The sequence below is a fragment of the Methyloversatilis discipulorum genome, from assembly GCF_018780585.1.
Lineage (GTDB): Bacteria > Pseudomonadota > Gammaproteobacteria > Burkholderiales > Rhodocyclaceae > Methyloversatilis > Methyloversatilis discipulorum_B.
Map to the genome: position 1 here is coordinate 1 of NZ_JADMJL010000027.1, position 13,072 is coordinate 13,072.

Consider the following 13,072-nt stretch of genomic DNA (forward strand, 5'->3'; position numbering starts at 1 on the left):
GTCCCTCCGCCCGACAAGCTATTCCTACGCTTGCCAGGGCAGAACATACAAGCGACCTCCGGTCGCGATGCGGCGATTGCGGAGCGCCGGCTTCGACTCAGGCGGCTATCGCGAGCAGTCTCGCTCCCACCAAATCGTTTCTCATCCCGCATCGAGCAGGATGTCGACGCCGTCCGTCCTCACCCCGGTGCCGTCCTCCGTGCGCCCGATCAGTCGATACACCACGGTGTCGCCCTTGCCCTTCAGGTAGAGCGTCTGCGGTTCGTGGAAGTCGTACCGGCTGCGCAGCCGGAGATAGGTTGCGGTATCGACCTGCACCATGCCGGGTACACCTTCGGTGGTGATGCGGCTGGCCAGATTCACCGTGTCGCCCCACAGGTCGTAGATGAATTTCTTCTTGCCGACCACGCCGGCGACGACCGGGCCGGTGCCTATGCCTATGCGCAGATCGAGCAGTACGCCGGTGCCGGTGGTCTGGTTACGCAGCCAGTCGCGCATCTCCAGTGCAAGATCGGCGATGGCGGCGGTGTAGTCGGCGTTTCCGGAGTTCAGACCACCGGCCACCATATAGGCGTCCCCTATGGTCTTGATCTTCTCAAGGCCGCGCGCCTCGGCCTGTTCGTCGAAGCGGGAGAACACGCGGTTCAGCATCGAGAAAACCTGCGATGGCGTCATGCCGGCGGCGACCTGGGTGAAGTTCACGATGTCGGCGAACATGACGCTGACGTCGGCGAAGCCGTCAGCGATGTTCTTCTCGTTCTGCTTCAGCCGTTGCGCGACCGGACCCGGCAGGACGTTCAGCAGCAGTCGCTCCGAACGTTCCTGCTCCTGTTCCAGCAGCGTGTGCGCTTCGGCCAGCCGGCGCGCGATGATCTGTTTCTGTTCGATGGCAAAGCGCAGCAGCATGAACACGATGCTGGAGACGGCAAGAAAGTTCAGCGCGAAGAACACGACGCTGGTTTCCACCGGCACCAGCGCGTTGCGGTAGGTTGCGGCGTCAGCGAGGTAGTAGTCGAAGAAGCCGGTCAGTGCGACCAGGAAGGCGTAGGCGAAGAACCAGGCCAGCGCCTCGCGCGCGCCGATGCACAGGATGGCACCGATCGGTGCCAGCAGCCCCCACAGCAGGATGCCGCTGGCGGTGATGAAGTTGCCGATCGCCCATTGCGCAACGAAAGGCGCGAACAGGAAAAGTCCGAGCTGCGTGTTACGGAACAGCCGGAAATTGCCGCCGTACAGGAAGAGGGCGAGGTTGCCCGCCAGCAGCAGCTGGTAGGCGAAGGGCAGCGTGGCCGACAGCCGCGGCCCGAGACTCCAGTAGACCGCCAGCCACAGCGTCGAGGCGACGCAGACCAGGCCAGTCGCCAGCACCAGCAGCGACTTGTTCAGACGCTCGTCGGCGCTGTCCGTCGGCAGGATGCCGCCACGACGCAGGCGCGTGAAGAAGCCGGTACTCATCGCACGGGCCCTTGAAGATCTGTCGTTGTGGCGAGGCGGGTCACGGCAGCTGCCCGGAACTGATCATGCGGCCGAACAGCACGAAGCGCGATTCCCACAGCACCAGATCGTCGAACTCGCCGCCGACCGCGTCCGCGCTGCTGCTGCCCTCCCGCGCATACAGCGTCTGTTCGGCGTCATTTGCAGGTTGGGAACTGTTCACGTCTTCGTCAATGTTGCTCGTCGAATCGTCGGCGATCAGTGTGCCGACAGCAGTCGTCGCGCCGCGGCCGTTCTCGCCATGCGACCACAGCGCGTAGGCGACCGCGGTCTGGGTGACGATGTCCGAAGGCGTGCCGGCGGCATTGCGCGCGATGATCCTTAGGCTGCCGACGTCGCTGAGCGCGATGCGCCCGGCCGGGCTTTTCACCATTCCGGACGATACGACGTAGCCGAGCCGGTTGCCCCAGCCGTCGAGTCCGCGTACCCCCAGCGTCGTCCACGGCAGCAGGCCGCGCCGGCTGGCGCAACTGCCGCCGGCGCGGCTCTGTTCGGAGCCGTCGATGGCCGACACGGCGGGGCAGGGCAGCGAGCGATTGGCGACGGCGTAGGCGGTGACCGCCTCGCGCGCCTCGCGCAGCGCGTCCTGCGTTTCGGCGATGCGCGCGCGCAGCATGGCCATCTGCAGCGTACCGATCGCGCCGACGCTGAGCAGCGCGATGATGGTCAGCGCCACCGCGATCTCGACCAGCGTGAATCCGCGCGCCGTCTTCATGTTCCGCCGCACGGGCTGGCGCACGCCGGGAAGACGCCGAGCGCGCGCGACACGCTGCCGCCGTCGGCCAGCGTGATGCGTCCACCGGTGGCGGTGACGCAGATCTGGGTGCACCACAGGTTCTGCGTCCACCAGGGGTAGGGCGGCGTGCCGCCTGCGAGCTGGATGTCGCCGAGCACGCGCGCGCCGGCGGTGGCGAACAGGCGCGGCGTGTCCATGCCGAGCACGCTGTCGTTGAAGCCGTCGCCGGCGAGCCGCGTCACCGCATTCAGTCCGCCGCTGTGTGGGTAAGGCGTGCCGCCGACCTCGACGTCCTCCAGGAACTGCGCGAGGTCGCCACTGCGGCAGCCGGACAGACCGCTGACCGCACCGCGCTGCTGGCCGGGCAACGGCAGTCCGGGTGCGAAGATGACCGCCGCCAGCCGGCGACCGGTGGCGCCTTCTGCGTTCACTTCGACGATTTCACCCGGTGTGGCCGGATTCAGTGCGGGCTTGTCCGCCGATGTGCCGCGTTCGCTGGTCTGGATGTTGTTGCTGTAGCGCGGACTGCGGGCGTACCAGAGGCATTCCCCGGCGCCGTCGAGCAGCGGACCCAGGCCCAGCGTGCGCCAGGGCAGGCGACCGATGTGCGCGCTGCAGTTCAGATCCGATACGCCGTCGTTGTCTAGATCGGGGCAGGGCAGCGCGCCCGGCGAATTGTCGTGGCTGCCGGCTGCATTGCCGAGCGCGCCGTAGGCGACCAGCGCTTCGCGTGCCCGTGCCAGCGCGCGCTCGGTGGCCAGCGCCGCTTCGGCGCCCGGCGGCGATGAAAGGGCGCGTGCCAGCGTGGCCATCGCCAGCAGGCCGAGCAGACCGACCGCGATCAGCAATGCGCTGCCGTGCTGACGACGCTTCATCGGGTGCGCCCCGGGCGGATGTCGATGGCGGCACCCGATGGCGTGGCTTCGCCGGCTTCGTCCACCGCCGCCTGCTCGCCCGGACGCAGACGCAGCGGGCGGCCGTCGGCGCCCTTCAGTTGCAGGGTGGCGCCGACGGTACGGGCCGGCAGCGTCGACAGCGTTTCGCCATCGGCCGGCGCCCCATTCACGAACCAGGTCGGCGGGCCGGACGAACGGGTGACGACGCCGTCGTGGCGCACCGTGCCGACCTGACGCGGTGCGGTGTTGTCGACCGGCTGACCGCGACGGGCGTCCAGCCGGGCCCGTTCCTCGTCGCTGAAGAAAAGCCTGCCCAGCGGCTGCGCCGCAGCGGCGCCGCAGAGCGCGACGAGCAGCAGAGCAAGTACGTGCCGCTTCACGAGCCGGCTCCCTGGCGTGGCCGGAAGGTGATCCAGTCAAGCAGACAATCGGCCACCAGCTGTTCCGCGTCACTGGCGATGGCGGCGCGCGTGACGCTGCATTCGCGTACGCGCACGACGGCCGACGCGTTGAATGCGAGGTCGTCGAGCAGGGCGATCAGCTGACCTTCGTGCAGCAGCGGCATGCGGATGCGCAGCGTGCTGCCGGCGGCTTCGAGCTGATCGGCATCCGCCGGCGCGATCAGCGGATCGAGCGGACGCTGCGGCGAGAACTCGTAATCGACAGCACCGAGGTGGTGTCGTGCGCGCGCGTCGCGGATCAGCTCCACCCAGGCCAGTCGCTGCTCCGTACCGACCGCACCACGCTCGACCAGATGGCGGAAGCGGTCGATCTTGGCGGCGATTTCCGCTTCTTCGGCGCGTGCGCCGGCGAGCGCGCGCTGCGCCTCGGTGCGCGCGGCAAGGGCGCGCTCGTGTGCCTGACGCACGTCGCCGGCGAGCCGGGTGCTGGCCCACACTGCTGCCGCGCCGGCCAAGGCCATCGCCAGCGCCAGCAGCGCACTGGCGCCCGCCCTGCGCAGATCGTTCAGTCGCATCATGGTGCCAGCACCCTGCTGATGCGCAGCGAGAACGGTGGCGCATTGCCGGCGTCGGTCCGTTCGGTGCGGGTGCCGCCCCGCAATACCTGGCCGGATTCGAGATCGAAGGGCTGGCGCAGCACCTGGACGTCCAGTCCGGGGCGCACGCGTAACTGGCCGGCCAGCGCGTCGACCACCTCCAGTGCGCGCCGCTGCTGCGCACCGAATTCCTCCGGCAGATGGGCGTGCACGATCAGTTCGGCGCGCATCGGCGGCAGCGCAGCGGTGTTCCCGTTCGCCGGGTCGGCGGCGAGCCGCCATTCGAGCTTGTCCAGCGTCACTTGCGGCAGCTGTTCGAGTACCGCCCCCAGCTCACGCATCAGACCGTCCGGCATCGCGCTGCGCTGTTCGATCTGCAGGCTGCGCTCATGTACGACGCGCAGGGTGTCCAGCGGTACCGGCGTTGGCGGCAGCCGGCGGATGATGTCGGCGCGCGCACGCTGCGCGCGCTGCGCGTCGTCGTTCAGGCGCAGCGTGTCCTGTCGCATCTCGAAGCTGTCGAGTGCGCTGTGTGCCGAGAACAGTAGACAGGCCGCCAGTGCCACGCTGCCGGCGGCGCGCAGCGCAAAGCGGGTAAGCCAGAGGCGGTGGAAGCGACGTTCGGTCGACGGCGCGAACTGTTCCGCGGGGGGGCTGCGCATCAGCGCCTGCACGAACAGCGTTTCGCTGTTCATGTCCTGCGGCGGCGGGCGCAGGCCCAGGCGGGCAGCCGCCTGTTCGCTGTCTATCAGTTCGAACTGCAGCGTGTCGTTCGACCGGCAGGCGAGCGCGAAGTCGTCCATGTTTGCCGGCGGAACCAGCACGCGCACGGTCAGTGGCGTGTTGCGGGCGATCAGGCGCTGGCCGAGCAGATAGGGATGCAGCCGTCGCGCCTCTTCGGCGCAGGCGCGCGGCAGGTCGTTGCTGGACAGCGCGCTCAGCGGCGTGAGGCGGGAGAAGCGCAGCCGGCCGCCCTCGAAGAAGCTCTGCCGCACGCCGGCCGGGCTGATGCCCAGCAGCAGGGTCTGGCCTTCGGTCAGGCGCAGCCGTTCGAGTATCGGTTCACTGACCAGCGGTACGCTGTGGATGCCGCTCAGTGCCGCTTCCGCACCGCGCAGCGCGGCCAGCCAGGGCTCCAGGTGAGCCGGGCGGGTGAGCGCGCAGAACAGCATCTGCTCGTCGCGGCGGCCGCTGCGCAGCCGGCCGAGCGAATGCGCGCAGGTGAAGGGGGTGCCGAAGAAATGCTGCGCCAGCTTGCGACGCAGCAGCGACACGCGGTCGCCGCCGCGGACGAAGGGCACGCTCTCGGCGACGAAGGCTTCGTCCACCAGATCGCACAGCAGCAGGAAAAGACTGTCGCGGCGCTGGCGCAGGAACTCGGCGAACTGCGCATGGCCTTCGGCGTCGTTGGCGAAGCGCCCGCGCAGCGTCACCTCGCCGGCCCGCCATCCCCAGGCGACCAGTTGCGTGGCGTCGAGATAGAGCACGTGGCAGCGCGGCATCAGATCTTCAGCCGGGTCAGCATGTCGTAGACCGGCCCCAGCACCGAGAAGGCGACGCCCATCAGCAGCAGGCCGAGCACCAGCGTCAGCGTCGGTTCCATTGCCGCCTGCGCGCGGGCGATCGACTCGCGCACGTCGCGCGTGTAGAAGTAGGACACCTCACGCAGCGCGCGGTCGAGTGCGCCGGTGCTCTCGCCGACGCGCAGCATGCGCACGACCAGCGGCGGAAACAGGCCCACGCTCTGGAAGGCGGCGGTGACGTTCTGCCCCTGGCCGATCAGCATGCCGGCACGCCGCAGCGAGTCGCGCACCGCCTCGTTGCCGACCACGTCCTCCGAAGTACGCACGGCGTCGATGATGGGGATGCCGGCGCCGTACATCATCGCGAACATGCTGGCGAAGCGCGACAGCACCACCTTGTGCAGGATGGGGCCGACCACCGGCAGATTGAGCTTGATCCAGTCCACCCGCTGGCGCAGCGCCGGGTTGAGGCGCAGCAGGGCCGCACTGCCGACGATCGCCAGCACGACGAGCAGAATGAGCGCCGGCCACCAGGCCTGCAGGAATTCCGACGTACCCATCAGGATGCGCGTCTGCAGTGGCAGTTCGAGCCCGGTGTTGCGGAAGAAGCGCGCCAGATCGGGCACCACCACCAGCATCAGCACGCCGATCACGAACAGCAGGAAGGTGCCGACGATGGCCGGGTAGGTGAGCAGACGGCGGGTCTGCGACACCAGCTCGTCCTCCCACTTGAACGCTTCGACCTGTTCGCGCAGCACCTCCGGCAGGTTGCCGGTCAGTTCACCGGCGCGCACCAGCGCGCAGAACACTTTGCTGAAGGCGCCTGGATGCTCGGCCATGGCCTGAGACAGCGAGCGCCCGCCCTCGATGCTCTCGACCAGCGAGGCGACGATTTCGCGCATTCGCGGGTGCTCTGTCGAGTCGCGCAGGTCGGTCAGTGCTTCGATCAGCGGCACGCCCGAGCGCACCAGCTGCTCGAGGTGGAAGCTGAAGTTGATCAGTTCGATGCGCGGCAGGCTGTGGCCGAACAGCGGCTGCGCGTGCTTCATCGGCTGGCCGTTCACGAAGTCGAGCTGCATGCGCTTCAGGCGCATTTCCAGATCGACCAGATTGGCGGCATCCATACGGCCGAACACCATGCGGCCCTGCGCGTTCATCGCCTTGTACGAGAAGATGGCCACTGCGCTACCTCGCGTACCAGTCCGGCCCGCCCTGGCTCATGCGTTCGGTCAGGTCGACCACGCGCGCCAGCTCCTCCAGCGAGGTCGAGCCGTCGAGTACGCGCCGCAGGCCGTCCTCGGCCAGCGTACGGAAACCCTTGGCACGTGCCGCGTTGCGCAGTTCGCGCGAGGTGGCGCGGCGGGCGACCAGCTCGTCCAGGTCGGAATCCATGCGCAGCAGTTCCATCACCGCCAGCCGGCCACGGTAGCCGGTGAATTCACAGGCCGGGCAGCCGACCGCATCGTGAATGTCCGGCGGATTGCCGTCGCGCACGCCGAGCAGATGCACTTCGTGCGGTTCGGCCGTGCGCGCACGGCGGCAATAGACGCACAGCCGGCGCAGCAGACGTTGCGCGATCACGCCAATGATGTTGCCGGCCATGATGTCCGGCAGGATGCCGATGTCGAGCAGGCGCGGAATGGCACCCAGCGCCGAATTGGTGTGCAGCGTCGAATACACCTGGTGGCCGGTCATCGCGGCGCGGAAGGCCATGTCGGCGGTTTCGGCGTCGCGGATCTCGCCGACCAGGATGATGTCTGGGTCCTGCCGCATCATCGAGCGCACGCCGTTGGCGAAGTCCAGTTTCACCGACTCGGCGACCGAGGTCTGGCGGATCAGCGCCATCGGGTACTCGACCGGATCCTCCAGCGTCATGATGTTCACGCCTTCGGAATTGATGTGGTTCAGCACCGAGTAGAGCGTGGTGGTCTTGCCGCTGCCGGTCGGGCCGGTGGCGAGGATGATGCCCTCCGGTCGCGCGATCATCAGTTTCAGCTGGTCGAGCTGCGACTCGGCCAGACCGAGGCCGTCGAGCGGCACGATGCCGCGCGCGCGGTCGAGGATGCGCAGCACGATGTTCTCGCCGTGCAGCGTCGGCTGCGACGATACGCGGAAGTCCACCGGCCGGCCGCTGATGGTGAGCGAGATGCGACCGTCCTGGGGCGCGCGCATTTCAGCGATGTTCATGCCCGCCATGACCTTGATGCGCACCGCCATCGCCGGCCAGTAGGAGCGGTGCAGCGCACGGATCTGCCGCAGCAGGCCGTCGATGCGGTAACGGATGCGCAGGAAGCCTGCTTCCGGCTCGAAGTGGATGTCCGACGCTTCGCGCTTGACCGCATCGGTCAGCAGCGCGTCGATCAGACGCACCACCGGCTGGCTGTATTCGTCGGCCGACGCGGCCAGCGCACGGTAGTCGACCTCGCCGGTTTCCAGTTCGGTCAGGATGCCTTCGATCGACAGTTCGTGACCGTAGGCCTGGTCGATCGCGTGCGCCAGCTCGGTTTCGCCGGCCAGCACGGTGTCGAGGTCCATGCCCTCGGGCAGCAGCGCGCGCAGCTGGTCGAGGGCGACGATGTCGTTCACGTCGGACACCGCAACCGTCAGCCGGCGGGCGCTCGGCGCGTAGTTCAGCGGCAACAGCAGGTGGCGCTTGGCCAGCGCCTGCGGTACCAGGCGCAATGCGTCGGCATCGACCAGCGCGTGCGTCAGGTCGACCGTGCGCTTGCCCAGCGTGACGCCGAGCGCGTCGCGCAGCGTGGCTTCGCTGACGAAACCGAGCTGCACCAGCAGCCGGCCCATCGGAATGTTCTGCCGTTGCTGTTCCTGCAGCGCGATGCGCAGCTGGTCCTCGGACACCAGTCCTTGCGCCAGCAGCATCTGGCCAAGCGGCTGACGTTGCGGTTTGACCGGGGCATTCATCGCGTCAGCGTGCCTCCAGCGACAGGATGCGCGCCGCCACCGTGTCGGGATCGAAGGCGGCGGCCTGCTGTGCGCGCAGCGACATCGCTTCGCGGTAGTACTGCAGTGCGAGGCGCGGCTGGCGCAGCTGGTCGAGGCTGACGGCGAGGTTGTAGGCGTGGTCGGGCTGCCCGGGCGCCAGCGTGTAAGCGTTGAAATAGGCCTGCTGCGCCTCGCGCCAGCGCGCCTGCGACGCATACAGCGAACCGAGCGCGAAGGCGGCGGCGGCCGATTTTGGCTGGGCGGCCGCGATGTCGAGCAGGCGCGCTTCCTGGACCGCCGGATCGACGTTGTCGCTCAGCGCGACGCGAGCGGCGGTGTCCGACGGATCGACTTCGGCGATGCGCCGCATCAGCTGGCGCACGCCGGCTTCGTCACGCCGGTGCTGGGCGAGTGCGGCCAGGCCGTGCAGCGCGTCGGGGTTGCGCGGATCGGCGCGCAGCGCACGCTCGTAGGCGACGCGGGCGCGTTCGTACTCACCGGCCTGGAAGGCGGCGTAGCCGTCCGCGACGTCCTGTGGCACGGCGGGGGCGTTGCGGGTGATGCGGATCGGCGCGGCGGCTGGCGTGGGCGGGGGGGTCTCGACCGCCGGCGGGTTCGTCGTCAGCTGACCGGACAGGAAACGGGATGAATCCGGCACCGCCGACGCGGTGAGCGCGGGTAGGGGAGGCGCGGGCCGGCCGGGGGCGGTCGGCTCGGCAGCCGGTGCGATAGCGGCCGGGGTAGCCACGGCCACCGGAGACTGTTCGACCGGAGGCTTGACGGCTTCGGCCATGGGCGTGTTCGCCAGGGCTGCGACCGGTGTCGCCGCGGGTATCGAAGGCGCGGACCGGCCGCTGTCCAGCGACGACAACTGCCAGGCGACCCAGCCGCCGACGCACAGCAACAGCAGCGCGCCGCCGCCGAGCAGCCAGGCCAGGGGGGACGGGCGCGAAGTCGGCTTCTTCGCGTCGAACAGCAGGCGCGCCGCCTCGCTGCCCGGGCTGGCGGGTGGCGGAACGGACGGGGTGGGTTCCGGCACGTCGAGCCCGGCGAAGCGGGCGGCCTGAGCGATTTCGTCGTCGATCAGTTCGAGTTCGTGCGCCGGGGTGATGCGCGGGGCGACGGGCGCGGGCGGCGGCTCGGCGGCGGGCGTGTCGCCGCCTTCGTCGTCGCGACGCTTGGCTGCCTCGGCCTTCTTCAGTGCCTCCAGCAGCAGGCTCACGGTGCCGGCTCCGTGGTCGGCCCTTTCGGCGGCTGCAGCGTCGGCGGCGGAAAGGACGGCGTCAGGAAGTCACGACCCGGCAGCGCGCTGCTCAGCGGCGCGTAGTCGCCGTCCAGGCTGGCGTCGACGATGACCACCGGGCGGATCAGCACCACCAGTTCGGTCTTGCGCGAGGTTTCGTTGCGCGCCGACAGCAGCGGGCCGAGTATCGGCAGCACCGATACGCCCGGAATGCTGTCGCGACGGAAATTGATCTCGTCCTGCATCAGCCCGCCGAGCACGGCGGTTTCGCCGCTGGCCACGCGCATCACCGACTCCAGTTCGCGCGTCTGGATCACCGGCACCAGATTGGGGGTGCTGAGATCCGGTGTCGGATCCTGCGCGTCGCCCACCTTGCGCGAGATCGTCGGTCGCACATTGAGCAGCACGAAGCCATCGGCGCTGATCTGTGGCGTCACCGCCATCACCAGACCGACCGACACCGAGCGCGGCGTCGCGGTGAAGCTGCGTACCGCCTGCGTGTTGGTGTTGGCGACGACGTCCGACTTGATCTCGAAGTAGACGATGTTGTTGACCACCTTGAGCAGCGCGGTCTGGTTGTTCAGCACCGACAGTTTCGGGCTGGACAGCACCTTCACGTCGCCATAAGCCTCGAGCAGCTTGATGCTGTCCGACAGTTCGCGGTTTCGCCCGAGTCCGATCGCGAAGGGCTGATTGGTGGTGAAGTCAGTCGAGGTGGTGTTCAGCGACAGCGTGGCGCCACCGCGCTTGCCGCCGCCGGCGAAGGCGGTCCAGTCTATGCCCTGCTGGTAGTTGTCGGTCAGCTGCACCTCGGCAATGGTTGCTTCGATCAGCACCTGACGGCGCGCGATGCGGGTCACCTGGGTGATGAACTCCTGCACCTTCTCGTGCTGGCGTGAGGTGGCGCGCACATTGATGACGCCGGTCTCGGGATTCAGGATGACGGCCGCCGCTTCGCGAAAGGTGGTCCGCCGCTCGGGCGGCGTCGCCGTGCCATCGGCACCGCCCACCGGAGCCACCGCCGCGTCGCTGCTCTCGGCCGGCAGGAGCTTGTCGGTCTCGCGCAGCAGGTCGCGGATGTTGCGTTCTAGCGATTCCCAGAAGCGGTTCCGGGCGACGTTCTCGATGCGCGTGCTCGAACTGTTGCCGGCTGCCGTCGCCGCGCTGCCGGCCGCGCTGCCGCCGGTTGCGCCGCCGACCGCAGCCGACGTGGTCGAGGCGATCTGCGTGTTGATCGACACCGCGCCGGTCACGTCGCGCGACATGTTCACGTAGTCGACGCGGTAGCTACGCAGGAAGGGTGCGTCCGGCATCACCACCAGGTTCTGGCCATCCAGCTCGAAGCGCATGTCGACCTGGTGGGCGATGCGTGCCAGCAGTTGCGGCAGCGTCTGGTCGATCGCGTTCAGCGTGACCGCGCCCTCGATGCCCGGGTGGATGTCGACGTTGACCCGCGCGTCGCGCGCCAGCGCGAACAGCAGTTCTCGCACCGGTACCTGATTCACCACCACGCTGTAGGTTTCGGTCTTGTGCCGCGGTTGCGGCTGCGGTGGCGCGAGCGGCCGGGCGACCGGCGGCGGGATTTCGTCGGCCGGTCGCGCCGTGGGCTTGTCGGCCAGCACGTGGGCGGTTGACGCAGGTTGTGGCGTGTGCACGGCGCAGCCGGCCAGCAGCGCCATCAGGGCGCCGAGCAGAGCGGTGCGGCAGGGTCGGGAGGGCCGTCCGGCCCGGGTGTCGGCAGGTGCAGCACGCATCGATGCGGTCATGGTCGCGGTGGCGGACGGGGTTCGGAAAAGGATGGTACGCGCAATCATTGGCGGATCAAGATGATGCGCGGGCCATCGTACACGATAAATTCCATCGTCATTGTCCGTCGGCGCGCAGGCTGCGCAGCTGGCGGACGACGGGCCGCGTGCCGCGTATCCATTCGGGCATCGCCTCGACCGCCTGCTGCGCGCTGCGCAGATCGGCGAAGTCGCCGTAGATCACCGCGAGCTGCGTGTCGCCCGCGGTGTCCGTGCGGTAGGCGCGCAGCTGCTGCGCATCGAGCGCGCGGCCGGCGCGACGCACGTAGTCGAGCACGTGGTCGGCGCGACTGGCGGGCACCGACATCAGCTGCACGAACCAGCGCTCGCCCGGCGCCGTCGTGGACCAGGCGCGGCTCGCCGCCAGCAGCGCCTCCAGCGGATCGGCAGGGATCGGTGCGGGGGGCGTGACCGGCTCTTCTGCGCTCGCGGGCGGTTCGGCCGGGGCGGGTGCCGCCGCCGGTCGCTGCGTTGCGACCACCTCGGCGCGGGCGGCCACTGCGTCGGCGAGCGGCGGCTCGGCCACCCGGTCGCTGCGGCCGAGCAGGTAGCCGGCGCCGAGCAGCACGATTGCGCCCAGCAGCAGCAGCGCGTTGCGTGCTGCCTTGCGGGGCGGCGGCAGGTCGGCACGCGTCTGCGTGTCGGCGGCCGCGCGCTGCGCGTCGGCCAGCGTCACCGCGTGTGCGTTGCGGGCGAACGCGGCCAGCAAGGACTTGTCGGCCAGCACGTTGATGCGCCGGGTGAGGCCGCCGGAGTCGCGCGCGATGCGTGCCGTCGCCGCCCGCTCGAACACCGCCGGGCCGCGATAGCCGGCGGCGCGCATGCGGAAATCTATATAGGTCGCGACGTCGTCCGGTGCCAGCGGGTCGAGCCGGAAGTGCTGCGTGATGCGGTCCTTCAGCTGGCGCATGTCCGGCCGGTCGAGCAGGGCGTCGAGTTCCGGCTGGCCGAACAGCGCGATCTTGATCAGCTTGTGGCGCTCGGATTCGAGATTGGACAGCAGGCGGATCTGTTCCAGCGTATCGGCCGGCATCGCGTGCGCTTCGTCGATCAGCAGCACGATCTGCCGACCCGCCGAGAACTCGGCGACCAGCGCCTGCTGCACGGCGCGCAGCATGCGGTGAGCGCTGTCGCCAGCGGTTTCGGCGCAGCCCAGCTCGTCGGCCAGCACGGCCAGCAACTCGCCGCGGTTCATCAGTGGATCGGCCAGATAGATCGCGCGCAGGTGCGGCGGCAGTCTGCCGATGAGCACGCGCGCCAGCATGGTCTTGCCGGTGCCGACTTCGCCGCTCACCTTGACCAGGCCCTCTTCGCGGCCGAGCGCGTAGACCAGCGCGTCGAGCAGCGCGCTGCGGTTGGCGCCGCCGAAGAAGAAATCGGCGTGCGGAGTGATCAGGAAGGGCGCTTCGCGCAGGCCGAAGTGGTCGAGATACAT

The 13,072-nt window shown here is 69.1% G+C and carries 11 protein-coding genes; all 11 read right to left on the minus strand.

Annotated features, from left to right (window positions below):
• Positions 1 to 141 precede the first annotated feature (141 nt).
• Positions 142 to 1,455, minus strand: a complete 1,314-nt coding sequence (locus IV112_RS12965; RefSeq protein WP_304003928.1) for an adenylate/guanylate cyclase domain-containing protein — start codon at positions 1,453 to 1,455, stop codon at positions 142 to 144.
• Between the two features lie 40 nt (positions 1,456 to 1,495).
• Positions 1,496 to 2,209 carry a type II secretion system protein gene (locus IV112_RS12970; protein ID WP_304003930.1) on the minus strand — a complete coding sequence of 238 codons (714 nt, stop codon included), beginning with the start codon at positions 2,207 to 2,209 and terminating at the stop codon, positions 1,496 to 1,498.
• A complete protein-coding gene (locus IV112_RS12975) occupies positions 2,206 to 3,105 on the minus strand; it encodes a hypothetical protein (protein WP_304003932.1) in 900 nt (299 codons plus the stop codon). Before IV112_RS12975 ends, IV112_RS12970 begins: the two co-directional genes overlap by 4 nt.
• Entirely contained in the window at positions 3,102 to 3,506 is a 405-nt protein-coding gene (locus IV112_RS12980) for a hypothetical protein (protein WP_304003934.1), read from the minus strand. The genes IV112_RS12975 and IV112_RS12980 overlap by 4 nt, the downstream gene beginning before the upstream one ends.
• A complete protein-coding gene (locus IV112_RS12985; RefSeq protein ID WP_304003936.1) occupies positions 3,503 to 4,105 on the minus strand; it encodes a hypothetical protein in 603 nt (200 codons plus the stop codon). The genes IV112_RS12980 and IV112_RS12985 overlap by 4 nt, the downstream gene beginning before the upstream one ends.
• Positions 4,102 to 5,625 (minus strand): hypothetical protein, encoded by a 1,524-nt coding sequence (locus IV112_RS12990; RefSeq protein ID WP_304003937.1) that lies wholly within the window; start codon positions 5,623 to 5,625, stop codon positions 4,102 to 4,104. Before IV112_RS12990 ends, IV112_RS12985 begins: the two co-directional genes overlap by 4 nt.
• Positions 5,625 to 6,827, minus strand: a complete 1,203-nt coding sequence (locus IV112_RS12995; RefSeq protein WP_304003939.1) for a type II secretion system F family protein — start codon at positions 6,825 to 6,827, stop codon at positions 5,625 to 5,627. The genes IV112_RS12990 and IV112_RS12995 overlap by 1 nt, the downstream gene beginning before the upstream one ends.
• Positions 6,828 to 6,831: 4 nt before the next feature.
• Positions 6,832 to 8,568 carry a GspE/PulE family protein gene (locus tag IV112_RS13000; protein WP_304003941.1) on the minus strand — a complete coding sequence of 579 codons (1,737 nt, stop codon included), beginning with the start codon at positions 8,566 to 8,568 and terminating at the stop codon, positions 6,832 to 6,834.
• A 4-nt stretch (positions 8,569 to 8,572) separates the two neighbouring features.
• On the minus strand, positions 8,573 to 9,811 hold the full coding sequence (locus IV112_RS13005; protein WP_304003943.1) for a tetratricopeptide repeat protein: 1,239 nt from the start codon (positions 9,809 to 9,811) through the stop codon (positions 8,573 to 8,575).
• Positions 9,808 to 11,586, minus strand: a complete 1,779-nt coding sequence (locus IV112_RS13010; protein ID WP_304003944.1) for a type II secretion system protein GspD — start codon at positions 11,584 to 11,586, stop codon at positions 9,808 to 9,810. The genes IV112_RS13005 and IV112_RS13010 overlap by 4 nt, the downstream gene beginning before the upstream one ends.
• 109 nt (positions 11,587 to 11,695) lie before the next feature.
• Positions 11,696 to 13,072 carry an AAA family ATPase gene (locus IV112_RS13015; protein ID WP_304003945.1) on the minus strand — a complete coding sequence of 459 codons (1,377 nt, stop codon included), beginning with the start codon at positions 13,070 to 13,072 and terminating at the stop codon, positions 11,696 to 11,698.

Coding starts and splice junctions, on each gene's coding strand:
- IV112_RS12965 (WP_304003928.1), bottom strand. CDS start 1,455: ATGAGTACCGGCTTCTTCACGCGCCTGCGTCGTGGCGGCATCCTGCCG.
- IV112_RS12970 (WP_304003930.1), bottom strand. CDS start 2,209: ATGAAGACGGCGCGCGGATTCACGCTGGTCGAGATCGCGGTGGCGCTG.
- IV112_RS12975 (WP_304003932.1), bottom strand. CDS start 3,105: ATGAAGCGTCGTCAGCACGGCAGCGCATTGCTGATCGCGGTCGGTCTG.
- IV112_RS12985 (WP_304003936.1), bottom strand. CDS start 4,105: ATGATGCGACTGAACGATCTGCGCAGGGCGGGCGCCAGTGCGCTGCTG.
- IV112_RS12990 (WP_304003937.1), bottom strand. CDS start 5,625: ATGCCGCGCTGCCACGTGCTCTATCTCGACGCCACGCAACTGGTCGCC.
- IV112_RS13000 (WP_304003941.1), bottom strand. CDS start 8,568: ATGAATGCCCCGGTCAAACCGCAACGTCAGCCGCTTGGCCAGATGCTG.
- IV112_RS13010 (WP_304003944.1), bottom strand. CDS start 11,586: ATGCGTGCTGCACCTGCCGACACCCGGGCCGGACGGCCCTCCCGACCC.
- IV112_RS13015 (WP_304003945.1), bottom strand. CDS start 13,072: ATGTATCTCGACCACTTCGGCCTGCGCGAAGCGCCCTTCCTGATCACT.